Source organism: Bradyrhizobium sp. SZCCHNR1043 (genome assembly GCF_032489675.1).
Classification (GTDB): domain Bacteria; phylum Pseudomonadota; class Alphaproteobacteria; order Rhizobiales; family Xanthobacteraceae; genus Bradyrhizobium.
In genome coordinates, this window is sequence record NZ_JAUEYN010000006.1 from 56,083 (window position 1) to 72,349 (window position 16,267).

The 16,267-nt window shown below is 64.0% G+C and carries 17 protein-coding genes; 9 read left to right on the forward strand and 8 right to left on the reverse strand.

From position 1 onward, the window contains the following. Positions 1 to 5: 5 nt before the first annotated feature. The gene (locus QX039_RS11895) at positions 6 to 914 is read left to right on the forward strand and encodes a LysR family transcriptional regulator (RefSeq protein WP_315736532.1); all 909 of its coding nucleotides are present in this window, start codon (positions 6 to 8) and stop codon (positions 912 to 914) included. 20 nt (positions 915 to 934) lie between these two features. Continuing rightward, the gene (locus QX039_RS11900) at positions 935 to 1,519 is read left to right on the forward strand and encodes a hypothetical protein (RefSeq protein ID WP_315736533.1); all 585 of its coding nucleotides are present in this window, start codon (positions 935 to 937) and stop codon (positions 1,517 to 1,519) included. Positions 1,520 to 1,569: 50 nt separating this feature from the next. Here QX039_RS11900 and QX039_RS11905 read toward each other — a convergent pair whose 3' ends face one another. The 3 genes from QX039_RS11905 to QX039_RS11915 all read right to left on the reverse strand — a co-directional run bounded on the left by QX039_RS11905 (position 1,570) and on the right by QX039_RS11915 (position 3,771). Continuing rightward, a complete protein-coding gene (locus QX039_RS11905) occupies positions 1,570 to 2,037 on the reverse strand; it encodes a YbaK/EbsC family protein (RefSeq protein ID WP_315736534.1) in 468 nt (155 codons plus the stop codon). Next, positions 2,027 to 2,773 (reverse strand): haloacid dehalogenase type II, encoded by a 747-nt coding sequence (locus QX039_RS11910; protein ID WP_315771230.1) that lies wholly within the window; start codon positions 2,771 to 2,773, stop codon positions 2,027 to 2,029. Before QX039_RS11910 ends, QX039_RS11905 begins: the two co-directional genes overlap by 11 nt. Before the next feature lie 113 nt (positions 2,774 to 2,886). Next, positions 2,887 to 3,771: an amidohydrolase family protein gene (locus QX039_RS11915; RefSeq protein WP_315736536.1), complete on the reverse strand. Its 885-nt coding sequence runs from the start codon at positions 3,769 to 3,771 to the stop codon at positions 2,887 to 2,889. Positions 3,772 to 4,025: 254 nt separating this feature from the next. On the opposite strand from QX039_RS11915, the gene ykgO reads away from it, so the two are divergent. The 3 genes from ykgO (at position 4,026) to QX039_RS11930 (ending at position 5,232) form a co-directional block, all read left to right on the forward strand. Beyond that, a complete protein-coding gene (ykgO, locus tag QX039_RS11920) occupies positions 4,026 to 4,151 on the forward strand; it encodes a type B 50S ribosomal protein L36 (RefSeq protein WP_006611362.1) in 126 nt (41 codons plus the stop codon). 96 nt (positions 4,152 to 4,247) lie between these two features. Then, positions 4,248 to 4,877, forward strand: a complete 630-nt coding sequence (locus tag QX039_RS11925; RefSeq protein ID WP_315736537.1) for a tetratricopeptide repeat protein — start codon at positions 4,248 to 4,250, stop codon at positions 4,875 to 4,877. Positions 4,878 to 4,977: 100 nt separating this feature from the next. Next, entirely contained in the window at positions 4,978 to 5,232 is a 255-nt protein-coding gene (locus QX039_RS11930; RefSeq protein ID WP_315736538.1) for a hypothetical protein, read from the forward strand. A gap of 28 nt (positions 5,233 to 5,260) precedes the next feature. On the opposite strand, the gene QX039_RS11935 is transcribed toward QX039_RS11930, so the two are convergent. Further along, complete coding sequence (locus QX039_RS11935) at positions 5,261 to 5,443, reverse strand: hypothetical protein (protein WP_231319498.1); 183 nt, start codon at positions 5,441 to 5,443, stop codon at positions 5,261 to 5,263. A gap of 251 nt (positions 5,444 to 5,694) precedes the next feature. On the opposite strand from QX039_RS11935, the gene QX039_RS11940 reads away from it, so the two are divergent. Then, positions 5,695 to 6,651: an alpha/beta hydrolase gene (locus QX039_RS11940; protein ID WP_315771232.1), complete on the forward strand. Its 957-nt coding sequence runs from the start codon at positions 5,695 to 5,697 to the stop codon at positions 6,649 to 6,651. A gap of 65 nt (positions 6,652 to 6,716) precedes the next feature. Here the strand turns inward: QX039_RS11940 and cycA are convergent, their stop codons facing one another. Beyond that, positions 6,717 to 7,112 (reverse strand): cytochrome c-550 CycA, encoded by a 396-nt coding sequence (gene cycA, locus QX039_RS11945; RefSeq protein WP_315736540.1) that lies wholly within the window; start codon positions 7,110 to 7,112, stop codon positions 6,717 to 6,719. Positions 7,113 to 7,320: 208 nt separating this feature from the next. On the opposite strand from cycA, the gene QX039_RS11950 reads away from it, so the two are divergent. Continuing rightward, complete coding sequence (locus QX039_RS11950) at positions 7,321 to 8,814, forward strand: FAD-linked oxidase C-terminal domain-containing protein (protein ID WP_315771234.1); 1,494 nt, start codon at positions 7,321 to 7,323, stop codon at positions 8,812 to 8,814. A gap of 1,942 nt (positions 8,815 to 10,756) precedes the next feature. Here QX039_RS11950 and tcmP read toward each other — a convergent pair. The 3 genes from tcmP to QX039_RS11965 all read right to left on the reverse strand — a co-directional run bounded on the left by tcmP (position 10,757) and on the right by QX039_RS11965 (position 13,098). Continuing rightward, positions 10,757 to 11,617: a three-Cys-motif partner protein TcmP gene (gene tcmP / locus QX039_RS11955; protein ID WP_315771236.1), complete on the reverse strand. Its 861-nt coding sequence runs from the start codon at positions 11,615 to 11,617 to the stop codon at positions 10,757 to 10,759. Between the two features lie 32 nt (positions 11,618 to 11,649). Next, a complete protein-coding gene (locus QX039_RS11960; protein WP_315771238.1) occupies positions 11,650 to 12,486 on the reverse strand; it encodes a phage Gp37/Gp68 family protein in 837 nt (278 codons plus the stop codon). A 243-nt stretch (positions 12,487 to 12,729) separates the two neighbouring features. Continuing rightward, positions 12,730 to 13,098, reverse strand: a complete 369-nt coding sequence (locus QX039_RS11965; RefSeq protein ID WP_315771240.1) for a putative quinol monooxygenase — start codon at positions 13,096 to 13,098, stop codon at positions 12,730 to 12,732. 545 nt (positions 13,099 to 13,643) lie between these two features. On the opposite strand from QX039_RS11965, the gene QX039_RS11970 reads away from it, so the two are divergent. Further along, entirely contained in the window at positions 13,644 to 14,882 is a 1,239-nt protein-coding gene (locus QX039_RS11970; protein WP_315771242.1) for an FAD-binding protein, read from the forward strand. Next, positions 14,879 to 16,201, forward strand: a complete 1,323-nt coding sequence (gene glcF / locus QX039_RS11975) for a glycolate oxidase subunit GlcF (protein WP_315771244.1) — start codon at positions 14,879 to 14,881, stop codon at positions 16,199 to 16,201. Before QX039_RS11970 ends, glcF begins: the two co-directional genes overlap by 4 nt. Positions 16,202 to 16,267 lie beyond the last annotated feature (66 nt).

A 16,267-nucleotide genomic window follows, 5' to 3' on the forward strand; every position in this document is an offset into this window, starting at 1 on the left:
CGCCGATGGCGCGACTTCCGGATTTCGAGGCGATGGCGATCTTCGCCAAGGTCGTCGAGCTGCGCTCCTTCGCCGGCGCGGCGCAGGAGCTGAGCCTGTCCAAGGCGTCAGTGTCGAAGGCCGTGAGCCGGCTGGAAGAACGCCTGGGCACGCGGCTGTTCAACCGCACCTCGCGCCGTCTGGCGCTGACCGATGCCGGGCAGCGGCTGTCAGAGAGGGCCGCGCAACTGCTCGCGGATGGCGAGGCGGCGGAGACCGAGGCGCTGGCGCAATCGCTGACGCCGCGCGGGCTGGTGCGCTTCGCGGTGCCGATGACCTTCGGTGTGAAGAAGATCGCACCGCTGCTGCCGGTCTTTCTCGAACAATATCCGGAAGTGTCGATCGATCTGCACATGAGCGATGCGACCGTCGATCTCATCGGCGAGGGGTTCGATCTCGCGCTGCGCATCGCGCGGCTGCCGGACTCATCACTGGTGGCGCGCCGCCTCTGCGCGATGCCGCGCTACACGGTGGCGGCGCCGTCCTATCTGAAGCGGCACGGACGGCCGACGCATCCGATGCATCTTGCCGAGCACAAATGCTTCGGCTACGCCTATCTCTCCACCGCCGGCGTCTGGCACTACACCAACGCGGCCGGCGAGCAGGCCAGCGTGCGGCCAGCTGGACAGCTGCGCGTCAACAATGGCGAGGCGGTGCTGCCGGCGGTCATCGCCGGCCTCGGCATCGCCGACCTGCCGGACTTCATCGTTGGCGACGCGATCGCCTCGGGCGAGGTCGAGGTGATCCTGAAGGGCTGGAGCCAGCCCGAAGGGGCGATGCATCTGGTGATGCCGCCCGGCGGCCCGCGCCCCGCCCGGGTCGAGGTGCTGGCGGAGTTCCTGGTCAAGGAGCTGGCGAAAGGGAAGCGCAAGTGACGTTCGGGGGAGTGGTTTCCATGTGGAAGCAGCTGCCGAGCGCCGTTGCAAGGTGCGCCGTCGCTCTCGGAATCATTGGGTTTTTGCTACCGCTCGGATTGGGGGTGTTTCCGGACGATTGGCTGAATGCGATCGAGCTTCCAAACGCGCTTGGCTCGGCCCGGGTTGCAGCTCCAAATGGACGTGTGTTCGTTGCGAGCGAGCCGTTGGGGAGAGTGCAGCGCTATGGTCCCCAGGGCTTCGAGCGAGGTTTTTACGTCGGTTCGCAAGGCGGCGCCTTCGATATCGGTGTCAGTGACGCGGGAGATGTGCTGATCTGCTCCGTGCGTGCACGTGCGTTGATCGTCTACACACAAGACGGCGTCGAGAACGCCCGGCGTGGACCCTGCACCTTCAACGACGCAAATGGTGGACTCATGCCCGCGTCCCGGAGCTATGAGCGCAACGCTCGAGTGCCGGAAATCGCTTTCGGATGGTTCGGACTGCTGGCGGTGCCGCTCTGGCATCCGTTCGTTGCATGGTTCATGGCGCTCATGGGGGCGCTATTTTTGAAGTCGGGCACCGCTCGCTCGCAAGACAGTGAGCTTTCGTCAGTCGCCAAATGAGCGCACGACGCGATGAAGCTGCCGCGCCTGGTATCATTTCGGTGCGACGACTAAGTCGCGACCTCGCAAACGTCGACCCATTCGGCCGATGTCAGCTCGGCCATGCGGTCCGGCGTGATCTTGACGGCGCTATGGGTCGAGCCTGCCGCCGGCACGACGATGTCGAAGGCTTTCAGCGAGACGTCGCAATAGACCGGCAGCGGCGATTTCAGCCCGAACGGACAGACGCCGCCGACCTCGTGACCGGTGATGTCGGCGACCTCGTCGAGGCCGAGCATCTTCGGCTTGCCGCCGAACTGCGCCTTGACCTTCTTGTTGTCCATCCTTGCGTGGCCCGCGGCGACGATCAGGATGACGCGCTCGCCGACGCGCAGCGACAGCGTCTTGGCGATGCGGGCCGGCTCGACACCATAGGCCTCCGCCGCGAGCGCCACGGTGGCGGAACTCTGGCTGGAGACGAGGACGTCGATGTCGGGGGCTTTTTCGGTGAAGAAGGCGCGGACGGAATCAAGGCTCATGTTTGGCGACGATCTCGGGCAGTTCGGATAGCGCAGCAATACGATAGTCCGGCGCCAAACCCAACTCGTCCATCTGGGTGCGCAGCGCCTTGAACAGGGTGAGCGGCGCGACGAGGTCGGTCTGGCTGCAGGCAGCCGCCATGGCGTCCGGGGTGACGCGCTCGATCCAGGCGACGTTCAATCCGAACGCCTTGGCGCCGCAGACGTCCCAGGGGTTGGAGGACACGAACAGCACCTCGTCGGGCGCAAACCCGAGCGTCTCCTCGATCAGCGCGTACGCCTGGGGACTCGGCTTGAAGATCTTCCGGGCATCCACGCTGATGACCGCATCGAGCGGAGCATCGAAGCCGCTGGCCTTGACCAGGCTGTCGAGCATCGCAGGGCTGCCGTTGGAGAGGATCGCGAGCCGATGATCCTTCATCGCGGCGAGCGCAACCCTCGCATCGGGGTAGGGATCGAGATCGAGATATTTGGCGATGATGCGGTCCAGCGTCGCCGCATCGGCCTGCAGCCCGAGAACGCGCAACGTGTAGATCAGCGAGTCGCGGGTGACGGCGGTGAAGTCCTCGTAACGCTGCATCAGCGAGCGCAGCCAGGTGTATTCGAGCTGCTTGATGCGCCAGATCTGCGTGATGATGTCGCCATGGCCGGGAAAGGCCTGCTCGGTCACGGCCGCTACCGACTGGATGTCGTACAGCGTGCCATAGGCATCGAAGACCACGGCTTTGAAGGGCACGGCGCTCACCTGATCGAAAGCAGACAGGCGCTAAGGCTGATGGCCACCGCGCCTGCGGATGATAGCATGATGCCCGTGACTTGCGCGGGGCGGCAAGGACAGGACCGACGACGTCAGATCCCGAGCAGCTTGCGGGCGTTGGCCTTCAACACCTTCGGCCGGATCTCGTCGCGGATGTCGAGCTTGGCGAAATCGGCGAGCCAGCGGTCCGGCGTGATGACCGGCCAGTCCGAGCCGAACAGCATCTTGTCCTGCAGGATCGAGTTGATGTAGCGCACCAGGATCGGCGGGAAGTACTTTGGCGACCAGCCCGAGAGGTCGATGTAGACGTTCGGCTTGTGGGTCGCCACCGACAGCGCCTCCTCCTGCCAGGGGAAGGAGGGATGGGCGAGGATGATCTTGAGGTCGGGGAAGTCGGCCGCGACGTCGTCCATGTACATCGGGTTGGAGTATTTCAGCCGCATCCCCATGCCGCCCGGCATGCCCGAGCCGACGCCGGTCTGGCCGGTGTGAAACAGTGCGATCGCGCCGCCGTCGTTGATCGCCTCATACAGCGGATAGGCCAGCCGGTCATTGGCGTAGAAGCCCTGCATCGTAGGGTGGAACTTGAAGCCGCGGACGCCATACTCCTCGATCAGCTTGCGCGCCTCGCGCACGCCGAGCTTGCCCTTGTGCGGATCGATGCTGACGAAGGGGATGAGGACGTCGAGATGGTCGGAAGCGACCTCGAGCATCTCGTAATTGTTGTAGCGCCGAAAGCCGGTCTCGCGCTCGGCGTCGACCGGGAAGATCACCGCGGCGATGTTCTTGGAGCGATAATAGGCGGCCGTCTCCGGCACCGTCGGCGGATGCTTGTGCGGCGACTTGAAGTAGTCGGCCATCTGGGCCTGGAAATCGTCGTAGCCGTCATCCGCATGCATGCCGCAGGGCTCCTCGGCATGGGTATGGATGTCGATGGCGACGACATCGTCGATCTTGGGCAGAGCGAGCTTGGGCATGGGCGTTCCCGGCGGTTGGTTCTTGGCTTTGGAAAATTGATTATAGGATATAACAAATTTGGCAATCGCCAAGTTGGATCGAGGGGCGCGTCGCCGGCCGGTTCTGTTGAAGCCGGGGCCCGCCATGATTGACATCCGGCGGGCCGGTGGTTAGAAACCGGCCAATCCGGGCGACTTGGTCGCTTGCGGAACTCCCTTTGTATTTGCCACTTCCGGCCTGTCCAACACGGCCTTTCAACGTATCAGGATGTCCCATGAAGGTCCGTAACTCGCTGAAGTCGCTGCGTGGCCGCCATCGCGCCAACCGTCTGGTCCGCCGCAAGGGCCGCGTCTATGTGATCAACAAGGTCCAGCGCCGCTTCAAGGCGCGCCAGGGCTGATCCCGTAGATCTCCCCTCGAGAAGAGGGGCCTCCTCACAGGTCTTTGAGGTGCGTGCTGCTTTGCAGGACGTGCCGACTGCGTTTAGACTTGGGGCATGGCCAAGCGATCCTTGCGGGCGATTCTTCTCGCCGTTGTCGTCATTTCGGTACCGCATCTTGCCTTTGCGCAGGGGGAGCCGCGGGCCGGCGTCAAGCCAAAGCCGCCCGAGGCTCCGGCCAAGCTGCCGAAGATCGGCGCCGACAAGACCAAGGGCCTCGATTTCCTGTTCGGTGCCCTGAAGGCGGCGCCCGACGAGATCAGCGCCAAGCATGTCGAGGCGCGGATTTGGGCGATCTGGCTGCAGACCCCCAGCGATACCGTCGCCCTGCTGATGTCGCGGTCCAAAGCCGCGATGGACGCGAAGCAGAACGAAGTTGCGCTCAAATTGCTCGATTCGGTGATCAAGCTCCGGCCCGATTATGTCGAGGCCTGGAACCGTCGTGCGACCATCTATTACCTCCAGAACGATTACGGCCGCTCGCTTGCCGACATCCAGCAGGTCCTGCTGCGTGAGCCGCGGCACTTCGGCGCGCTCGCAGGTCTCGGCATGATCATGCAGGATCTCGGCGAGGAGAAGCGGGCGCTGGACGCGTTCCGCAAGGCGCTCGAGGTCAATCCGCATCTCGACAAGGTGCCGGAGCTGGTGAAAACCCTCACCGAGAAGGTCGAGGGGCGCGACATCTAGCCGTAACGGCCGATTAACCACGTCTGGGCGGCCGTCCTTGTCGGACCGGCCGCGCGAACCTAGCTGCCTCTCAACGATGGAGCTCGGCAGGAGAGACGCGATGCGGCGGGCGGTGCTGACGGCAGCGCTGGTGATGACGACGATGTCGGCCGCCTGGGCCGAGGATCCGGATCTGTTCTGGGTGGTCGGCAACCGCGCCACCAATCGCTGCGAGATCGTGACCAGCAACCCGGTCGTCACGATCATGGGCGACATCTGGTTCGCGTCCGGCCCCTTCAAATCGAAGGATGACGCCAAGCTCGCGAGATCCACGATCAACGCGTGCCCGAACAAGGACATGACGCAGGAGGACTGATCGGCTCGCCCGCGAGCGGGCTGGCGGCTCAGTGGAACGCGGTGCTGCGGCGGTCCGGCAGGCCGTACTGGGCGGCCGCGGCATAGAGTTGTGCGATCTCGGCCTCGAGATGCTCGTTGACCAGCAGCAGCGCCTTCAGCGCGCCGCGAAGGTCGCCGTTGCAGCTCGCGACGATCTCGTCGATGGCTGCCTCGCTTGAACGAAAGCTCATCGGTAACCCCCTCCCAAAACACCAAACTAAACACAGGGCCGGTCATCGTGCTTCGACTGCGCAATGACCCGACCGCAAGTAATTCACGGCCATCGGCTGATTGCGAGGAAATGTCCTGACCATGGTTATAAAATGGCCGACGACGCCATCATGACAGGATTCGCGGGCGAAATGACGGGAGGAGGGTGCCGGCGCCGCAACCTGCTGCGATCTGACCCGTATCTGTCCAGGTGACAGGCAGAAAATCATCAATGATTTCAATACTCGTAGTAGGGGCCCTGGGGCTGCTGGCGCTGCTGACCCAGGCCGGCGTCGTGCTGATGGAAAGACGCTATCCGGCCCAGGGAGAGGCGGTCGAGGTCGATGGAGCGACCATCAATCTTGTGGATATCGGGCCGCGTGACGGGGAGCGGCCGCCGCTTCTGCTTGTCCACGGCGCCAGCTCGAACCTCGGGGCGATGCGCAGGCCGCTGGGCGACCTGCTCGCCCGGCGTCATCGGGTGCTCCTGGTCGACCGTCCCGGCCACGGCTGGAGCCCGCGCGATCGCGCCGAGGATTCGACGCCCGCGGTTCAGGCCCGCATGCTGGACGAGGCGCTGGCCCGGCTCGGCATCGGCCCGGTGATCCTGGTGGTCCATTCCTGGAGCGGTGCGCTCGGCCTGCGCATGGCACTCGACTTCCCTGACCGGGTCGCGGGCCTCGTCATGCTGGCGCCGGTCGCCTATCCCTGGCGGGGCGGGGTCGGGCAGTACAATGCGGCCGTCACGACGCCGGTGGTCGGGCCTTTGCTGGCGCATACGATCACGCTGCCGCTCGGCCTGGCGCTGATGGCGCCTGGTGCCCGCGGGGTGTTCGCGCCGCAGGAGATGCCGGACGATTTCGTCGACCAGACCGCGACGCCGCTGTTGCTGCGGCCGCGCGAGTTCCTGGCCAATGCGCGCGACCTCGTCACCCTGAAGCAGGCGGTGATCGAGCAGGCGCCGCGCTATGGCGAGATCAAGGTGCCGGTCACGATCCTGGCCGGCGATGCCGACAGGACGGTCTATACCGAGATCCATTCCCGGCCGCTCGCGCGGGTCTTGCCCCAGGCGCGCCTGATCGTCGTGCCCGACCTCGGGCACATGGTCCAGAATGCGGTGCCGGAGCTCGTGGTGGGCGAGGTCGATCGGATGGTCAGCGCGCTCACGGCCGTCGAAGCGGCGCCCTGATGATGGAAAGGCCCCGGCGTCTGCCGGGGCCTGCAGGTCTCGAGCGGAGGGCCGCGGCCGGCCGCTTACTGCTTCTGCTTGCCGTCCTTGTCGAACGACGCGACATAGGCCCAGAGATTGTTGATCTCGGTCTCGTTCTTGATGCCCGCGAAGGTCATCTTGGTGCCGGGGATCTTGGCCTTCGGGTCCTTGATGTATTCCTTGAAGACCGCCTCGTTCCAGGTGATGCCCGAGTTCTTGTTGGCTTCCGAATAGTTGTAGTCCGGCGCGCTGCCCGACTTGCGTCCATCGAGGCCGTTGAGTTCCGGACCGACCTTGTTCTTCGCGCCTTCGCCGATCGCGTGGCAGGGCAGGCACTTGTTGAAGGACGTCTTGCCGGCGGCCGCATCCTGCGCCAGCGCGGCAGACGCCAGCGACGACGAGGCGAGGATGACGAGCGCGCTCAAAGTCATTTTCTTCATGGATCAGGCTCTGTGGGTTACGAGACGAGTTTGCGCGCAGGTTGTGGCATGGCCTCAAGCGACGCACAAGCGGGGAAGCGCTGAGGCAAATCAGCATAATGGCTGAGTTTGTTGCTCTGCCGCAAACTCCGATGCTGATCCGCTGCCTATCCAAACCGTTTCCGTTGTGATTGATATGCCAGGGCAAATCGAGGGCCGGAGGAACGCGATGGCGATCATGATGCCGGAAGCTGATCGGGCGGTGCTGGCGCGCCGCGACGAGATCGTTGCTGCACTGCGCGCAATCGTGCCGGGCGAAGGCGTCATCGACAGCGCCGCCGAGATGCTCCCTTACGAGTCCGACGGGTTGATGGCCTACCGCCAGCCGCCGATGGTTGTGGTGCTGCCGGAGACCACTGCGCAGGTGTCGAAGGTCCTGAAATATTGCCACGAGCAGGGCATCAAGGTGGTTCCGCGGGGCTCGGGGACGTCGCTGTCCGGCGGCGCCTTGCCGCTGGCTGATGGCGTGCTGCTCGGGCTCGGCAAGTTCAAGCGCATCCGCGACATCGACTTCGACAACCGCGTCGTCGTCACCGAACCCGGCGTGACCAATCTCGCCATCAGCCAGGCGGTGGCGCATGCCGGCTTCTACTACGCGCCCGATCCGTCCTCGCAGATCGCCTGCTCGATCGGCGGCAATGTCGCGGAGAATTCCGGCGGCGTGCACTGCCTGAAATACGGCATGACCACCAACAACGTGCTCGGCTGCGAGATCGTGCTGATGACCGGCGAGGTGCTGCGCATCGGCGGCAAATGCGCCGAGAATGCCGGCTACGACCTGATGGGGCTGATCACCGGCTCGGAAGGCCTGCTCGGCGTCGTCACCGAGGTGACGGTGCGCATCCTGCAGAAGCCGGAGACGGCGCGCGCGCTGATGGTCGGGTTCGCCGAGGTCGAGGCGGCCGGCGAATGCGTCGCCCGCATCATCGGCGCCGGCATCATCCCCGGCGGCATGGAGATGATGGACAAGCCGGCGATCCACGCCGCCGAGGCCTTCGTTCATGCCGGCTATCCGCTCGACGTCGAGGCGCTCCTGATCATCGAGCTCGACGGCCCCGGCGTCGAGGTCGATGAGCTGATCGGCCGGGTCGAGACGATCGCCAATGGCTGCGGCTCGACCACCTGTCGCATCTCGACCTCCGAGGCCGAGCGCAATTTGTTCTGGGCCGGCCGCAAGGCGGCGTTTCCCGCCGTCGGCCGGATCTCGCCGGACTACCTCTGCATGGACGGCACCATCCCGCGCGGCGCGCTGCCGAAGGCGCTGGCGCGCATCCGCGAGCTGTCGGAAAAGTATCAGCTCGGCTGCGCCAATGTCTTCCATGCCGGCGACGGCAACCTGCATCCGCTGATCCTCTACGACGCCAACAAGCCGGGCGAGATGGAGCGCGCCGAGGCGTTCGGCGCCGACATCCTGCGCTGCTGCGTCGAGCTCGGCGGCGTCCTGACCGGCGAGCACGGGGTGGGAATCGAGAAGCGCGATTTGATGCCGGAGATGTTCACCGAGATCGACCTCAACCAGCAGCAGCGGGTCAAGTGCGCCTTCGACAGCCAGGGTTTGCTCAACCCGGGCAAGGTCTTCCCCACCTTGCACCGCTGCGCCGAGCTCGGCCGCATGCACGTCCACGGCGGCAAGCTGGCGTTTCCGGATCTGCCGAGATTCTGAGGCGGGCGGAGGGCAGGGCATCGTCTTGTGGCGCCTCGCTCTCTCCGCCGTCATTCCGGGGCGCCCGGCTTGTCCGCCGTAGCTCGTAGAGCGAAGGCGGAAGGGCGAACTACGATGCGCAATTGCGCATCGTAGTTCGCGCGATGCGCGCCCCGGAATGACGGGGAGAGAGTCTTCCTCATCGCATCCACCTCCACCCGCAGGCACACGTCCACATTCCCGCGGCGCGTTGCGCCCGAGTGATGCCATCGACATCGCCCTTCGAAGCAAACGAGAGGGCGCAGGGAATGCCGGGTGAAGGCCTCACCCATGGCCCGCCTGCGAAAAAAATGCAGGCGGCAGGTACCACAGGTTCAGCCGAACAACCGGCATTCCCCGCGCGGCGGTCTTAACGCTTATACGTGATCTCCTCGGGGACCGGCTTGTTGCCCCCGTCGCCCGCATGCCCGTGACCGAGCATCGCAAGGCTTGGTCTCAGCACCGGGAGACCAGGACCACACGATTTCACGTCCGCGTCGCAGTCGTTCGTCGGCATGATCAGATCACGCTGCGACCCGACACGGCCACCGCATCCCCGCCCCACGTATCGTGACGACCGCGCGTACGCCCCTCTCGGTGAGGCGGGATGGGCGGAGTCATACACGATTTCTGGAAAAAAGAAAGCGGAAAATCTCGCCTGGAGGATGCCTGCTGCTCCGCAATGAAATAGCTCGCGAAATGAGTTATTCCGCGCGAGCGATTTTGCTGCGGCCGGTCGTTCCTGTGCCAGCGAGATTACGCAAAATCAGCAAAGCTGAGTTGCCGACGACCCTAAAAGGCCCCGCGTCTGTCGGGTTCGAAATTGTAGGTGCTCAAGGGATCGACCTTGGACCCCTCCCGTGTGAAGGCTGCGGGTAAATCTTATTAACGCTTAATTTTCAATAGCTTAGATGCAGTCTTGTGCGCTATGCACGGGAAATGCACGGCCATGGTCTTGAAAGCCTAGACCTTCGACCTACCTAACGCGGATGGTGTCGCCTGACTTGGTGACCACAATTGGTTCGAGCCAATTTGCGCTTGAACAAAAGTCCGGTCCCGTCGCCGTAGCTAATTGTGTGACTTCTCACGGGCCTTACCAAGGCCGATGTAGCAAGCAAAGTAGAACCCACTCGTTGGCGGCGGGCCTTCGAGGAACCAACTTCCCGGCAAAGCTCGGGGGGCGTTCCTCGTGATCCCGGAACATTCCCCCTGCATGCTGGACTACCTCGTAGGCTGAAGGGAATGAGCCAGGATATCCGAATAGCCCTCCTTGTAGCTACAATTGCAGCCGGGTGTGCCGGTTTGGCATTAACGTCTGCAATCCTAAGCGGAGATCAGTCCGCAATGTCACAGTTCTTCGCAACCGCGAACAGCTTGTTCAATGTGGGAGCGGGGGCCGTCATCGGGCTGCTGGCTGGACGCGCGCGGTCTAGCTAGAGAACGTGTTGGAAAGGAGCAGGAACACCTGCTCCTTTCCTTCCTAGCGTCTGAGTTGGTTGGCAGCCCGTGCTCAGTTGGGTTGCACCGGCCGACCGAAACGCCTAAAAGACGTGCGGGAGCTTCCCCGGTTGGGTAAGCCGTCTGTTAAGAGTGATCGTTGTTGCGTGGACAGCCCTAAGTGTCGATCTCACCGTAACAGGGGATCTGCACATGGACGTGCATATAAGCGCAAAGACCAAACTAGAGGTGCAGGGTGAAGCGGGCGAACGTGTGGGCCCGAGGACTTGGGTAAGCTGATCCGCGCAGGCACGATGCTCTACATTCGGTAGTCCTATACACCGGTTAAGACGATCGCCTGAGAGGTTCGACTCCTCTCACCCACACCCACTCACCGAGCCGTCTCAATCGTCTCCCTCTCGCTATAGGATCGTAGAACAGAAGATGCCAATTTTGTTCTAAGTGACGGGTAGAAGGCGCTGCGAAACTATCGTTTCCAGAGATCATCAAAACTGCGTTGTAGCAGTTCCAGCGGTTCGCGCCGCTTCAGTGCATTCAAATACGCCCGGTGCATCAAGCGAGGGCCCTCATCGTGATCCGTCGCATGGATCATGTGATACATCACTCGGCCTCCCTTCTCGCGGCTATAGATCGGCCAGCCATTTGCGTGCTTATAGCCAAGCTCGGTCTTGAACCGATCGCAAAAGAGCATCATACGCTCGTGCCCGGACTTTCCTTCCAGCGCCCCCTCGAAGTGGGAGCCACCCCACCATCGTTCGAGTATTAATCGGTTTTTCACTGCCGACACAGATCGTCCGAACCAACCGGTCGCGAGGAAATAGAACAATTCGATCTTGTAATCAGCTCGGTGCCGGGAGAGCGTAACCAAAGTCTCCCACGCACATTCAAAGGTACGTTGATCGAGCAAGCAGAATGTCGCGGTCTTGTCGGCGATTTTGCTTCGTGCGAGCAAGGGGGCAACGTTCACGTTGAAATCGCCCGGCACGATCTCGATAGTCCGCCCTCTTATTTTAGGCTGTTGAGCTTTTAGGTCCTCAAGATCGGCAATGCCCTTCGAACTAATTTCGCAAAGCCAGAAGTTTCGCAAGAACGCAGGTTTCGATTCCAGCACAAGTTTTGCTGCCCAGGCATCCTCTTTGCCTTCGTACTGAGGACCTGCGAAGCCATCAATGTACGCACCATGCTTCGTGATCATGACGAAGTAGTAGAGGTAACGCTCGATCAGCTTCGCCTTGTGCTCCGTCCATATCGGCCTCTGTGCAGGCTTGAAGCGCATCGGCTTCTCCCCCGGAGGCGGTAGGTCAAAAAGTAAAAGCTGGCGGGTCATGCAACCGATGCTGGCGCAGCGGAGCGCATAACTCAAGCGGCTACAATCAGTAATCCACGTGGATTCGGGAACTCGCGGACAAGCTTATGGTCTAGGAGGCCGCCCCCCTTGCCAAATGTGTCGGCCAACGCGGCTTCCTTGGGTGAACGCTTCTGTTCTGTGACCAGCGGATTATTGCCGATTGCCCCCCACTGCTTAAAGAAAGGGGCGACACGAAGCTTCCGACAATCCGAGACAACGTCTCGAACCCATCGCGCATTCATGTGGCGAGCTCGGGGCCCGCTTTCGCCGCCTATGATTAGCCAGTCCGGCTGAATATCATGCGCCTTGTTTAGGCGCACTGGACCAATTGCTGGCTCGTAGGAGACGAATCGCACGGCGGCGGGGATTTGCGCGAGCAGTGGCCATCGCTGATCAAAGCGCGTCTGATCTTCGGCTGTCGTACCAAGCCAAACGTTCCGCATTCCGTCGGGTGGCCAGCGCTCCGGCAACATCCGGGCAATATTCTGAGGCCGCTTGGTCAACAGAAGCCAGTCGATAGAGGGAGTGGCTGCAATCAGACTGAAAAGATCAGCACGCCAATCGGAATCAGCTTGGTTGTCGAAAACGTCTGCCAGAGAGGCGCAGAAAACGCGCTGCCTGCGGCCGTGCTGCCTCTCAAATGTCGCAGCTGTCGCTTGCCACCTCAGCGGCGAGCGCCAATAGGCTTCCGATGTCCGCCGACGCGGGCTATTCCCCCATTTAACCAGCCCGGACCGCTTCGACCAAGCTTCCGCATAGCAGTGGTCGCAACCTGGGCTGATGTTGGTACATCCGATCCAGGGATTAAAGGTGTGGTCAGTCCATTCGATCTTCGAATTTGAGGCCATTTGTTCTCCACTGAAACATAGAACGTTAACGATTCGGAAAAGATTGATGCCTTTCGGGCAAAATTGCTAGCGTGCGGCGGACCGTGGGCCCCCTGGTTAGGCCACCCGACGCGCAGCCCATTCGCTGAAAGCTGCGAATCCAGCCTCGCGCTCGGCCTTCTTCGATCGCTTCCGCCGCGGAGTACTGGATGCTCCGCCTGCGCGGAGCATGACAGCACTGGTACTGGCGTGAGCTTCAACCCATCACGAGGCCGATTTCGGGGAAGCCGTCGTCTCGATCAGCCCGTACTGCACCCGCTCGCGCCTTGCCAGCAGCGGCAGGGCTTGGCCGGCGATGTAGGTCTTGAAGTGGTCGCTCTCCTGGTGCGCCTTGAAGGCGGCTTCGTCGCGGAACAGCTCGTAGAACAGGAACTGCGCCGGGTTGTCCTTGGCGCGGGAGATCAGGAACAGTTTTGCGCCGGGCTCGCGCTGCGCCTCGGGCAGGAAGCGCGACAGGATCTCGGCGACGCGGTCGGCCTCGCCGTCCCTGGCCTCCCATTGCGCCACCACCAGCAGGCTGCCGCCGCTGACGGCCTCGTTCACGGTCTTCGTCTCGATTGCATATCCGGTCATCGTGATCGTTCCTTTCGTTGAAGTGCTGCAAGGGCAACGATACCGCAGTTCCTGCATCTGATCCTTCGATGGCGGACGAAGGATGGATGTGCACATGAGGGCGTAGGCGGATTAGCCGAAGGCGTCATCCGCCATGTGTCTCGGAAGGTCGGCGGGTTACGCTTCGCTAACCCGCCCTACGGGCTGGGGAGTACGCGATGCCTGGGCTTGTTCCGCCTGCGGGGCCTGGCGCCTCGCGGGGCGAAGGCCCGGCATCGACGTCTTTCCTTCTCCGGATTCGACGACGTGGATGGCCGGGACAAGCCCGGCCATGACGACGTTGAAACAGCTCGGCCGGACTCTGACGGCGTCATATGCGATAGTCCTGCAGGGCAGCGAGGCCTCGATGCCGCAGAGCACGACGGCGGGGCCATGCAGATCGCGCGTGAACGTTCCGTCGTGGCCGCCCTTGTGTCCGGCCCGCAACGCTTTAGAAGGGCTGCAACGCTGGTGGCCGCGCGTCGCGCTGGGCCGCCTGTCATCATCAACAAGCAAGGCGAGCAGCGGTGGACGCCCTCAAAGTACGCAACGCAGCCGACGTGGAGGAGGTGGTTCGCGCCGCGATCGCGAGCGAGCAGCCGCTCGACGTCATCGGCCACGGCTCGAAGCGCCAGATCGGGCAGATCACGACCACCAACGCCGTGCTCGACCTGTCGGCCCTGAGCGCCGTCGTCGCCTACGAGCCGAACGAGCTGATCATCACGGCGCAGGCTGGCGCGCCGCTCGCCGACCTGCTGTCGCTGATCGATTCGAAGAGCCAGCAATTCGCGTTCGAGCCGATGGATACGGGGCCGCTGCTCGGCACGGCCGGCCGCGGCACGCTCGGCGGCATGATCGCGGCGGGCCTGGCCGGTCCGCGGCGCATCCGCGCCGGCGGGGCGCGCGACCATCTGCTCGGCGCCCACGCGGTCTCCGGCTTCGGCGAGAGCTTCAAGACCGGCGGCAAGGTCGTCAAGAACGTCACCGGCTATGATCTCTGCAAGCTGCTGGCGGGCTCCTGGGGCACGCTCGCGGTCATGACCGAGGCGACGCTGAAGGTGATGCCGCGGCCGGAGTCGGAGCGCAGCCTGGTGCTGCGCGGGCTCGACGACCTCAAGGCCAACCGCGCCATGACCGCGGCGCTGGGGTCGCCGTTCGACGTGTCGGGGGCTGCGCATCTGCCGGCCTCCACGCTGCGGCCGGAGGTCGATGGGCTGAGCCCGATCGGCTCGCCGCGCGAGGCGGTCACGGTGATCAGGCTCGAGGGCATCACGGCCTCGGCGGCGCATCGGGCGGCGTCGCTCGCCAAGCAGCTCGCGACCTTCGGTCCGGCCGAGATCATCGCGGACGACGCCTCCGCCCAAGTCTGGAGCGCCGTGCGCGACGTGCTGCCGTTCGCGGCCGATGGTCCGCTCGGCGCCTGGCCGGTCTGGCGGATCGTCTGTCCGCCGGTGTCGGGCAGCGCCATCGGGCAGGCCTTGGCGCGTCAGACCGGCGGCGAGGTGATCTATGACTGGGGCGGCGGGCTGATCTGGGCGGCGCTGCCGCCGCAGCCCGATGCGTCGGCGGGGCTGGTGCGCAAGCAGGCCGAGGCCGTCGGCGGTCACGCGACGTTGCTCCGGGCGTGGGACGAGATGCGTCTGGCGGTCGACGTCTTCCACCCGCAGCCGCCGGGTGTCGCCGCGCTGGAGGAGCGGGTGCGCGTCTCCTTCGATCCCAAGACCATTCTCAACCGCGGCCGTATCAGGCGGAGCGTTGCGCCATGAAGACCGAGTTCACCTTGGCGCAGCTCGCCGATCCCGACATCGCGGTCGCCGACAAGATCCTGCGCGCCTGCGTGCATTGCGGCTTCTGCACCGCGACCTGTCCGACCTACGTGCTGCTCGGCGACGAGCTCGACAGCCCGCGCGGCCGGATCTACCTGATCAAGCAGATGCTGGAGAAGGACCAGGCCCCGACCGCCGACGTGGTCAAGCATATCGACCGCTGCCTGTCGTGCCTGTCCTGCATGACGACCTGCCCGTCGGGAGTCCACTACATGCACCTCGTCGACCAGGCGCGGGGGCGAATCGAGCAGAGCTACCAACGCCCGCTGACGGACCGGCTGCTGCGCGCCGTGCTCGCCTATGTGCTGCCGCGGCCGCGCGAGTTTCGGCTCGCGATGACCCTGGCGCGGCTCGGCCGGCCGTTCAAGGCGCTGCTGCCGGCGTCCTCCGCGACGCAGGGACCTGTGCCGAGCCTGCTGCGGCGCGTCAGGGCGATGCTCGACCTGGCGCCGGCCGCGGCGCTGCCGCCGCCAGGGCCCGCGGGCGGCAGCGTGTTTGCCGCGCAGGGCGCCCGTCGCGGCCGCGTTGCGCTGCTGCAGGGCTGCGCGCAAGCGGCGCTCGCGCCGCGCATCAACCAGGCTGCGATCAGCGTCCTGACACGGCACGGCATCGAGGTGGTGCTGGTCAGGGACGAGCAATGCTGCGGTGCGCTGACCCACCACATGGGGCAGGACGCCGACGCGCTGGCGCGCGCCCGCGCCAATGTCGGGGTGTGGGCTGCCGAGGCAAAGCGTGGCGGTCTCGACGCCATCCTGGTGACGACCTCGGGCTGCGGCACCGTCATCAAGGACTACGGACACATGCTGCGCGAGGACCCGCAATATGCAGCGCCCGCTGCCGCCGTGTCGGCCATGGCGAAGGACATCAGCGAGTATCTCGCAGGTCTCGATCTGGTCTCCGCATCTCGGCACGACGACCTCGTCGTGGCCTATCACTCCGCCTGCTCGCTGCAACATGGGCAGAAAATCACGAGCATTCCGAAAGAATTGCTTTCCAAGTGCGGATTCGTGGTGAAAGATATACCAGAGAGTCATTTGTGTTGCGGTTCGGCGGGGACCTACAACATTCTCCAGCCTGACATCGCGATGAAGCTGCGCGATCGCAAGGTCGCCAACATCGCGACCGTCAAGCCGAATGTGATCGCGGCAGGCAATATCGGCTGCATGATGCAGATTGCCAGCGGCACCACCGTTCCCGTCGTGCACACCGTTGAGCTTCTCGACTGGGCGACGGGCGGTCCGCGACCAGGAATGATTTGACGGACGGGCGCGTGCTGACTGCCGGCCCGTCCCGCCGGATGAGTTGATCGATCGGCGGCAACTGGA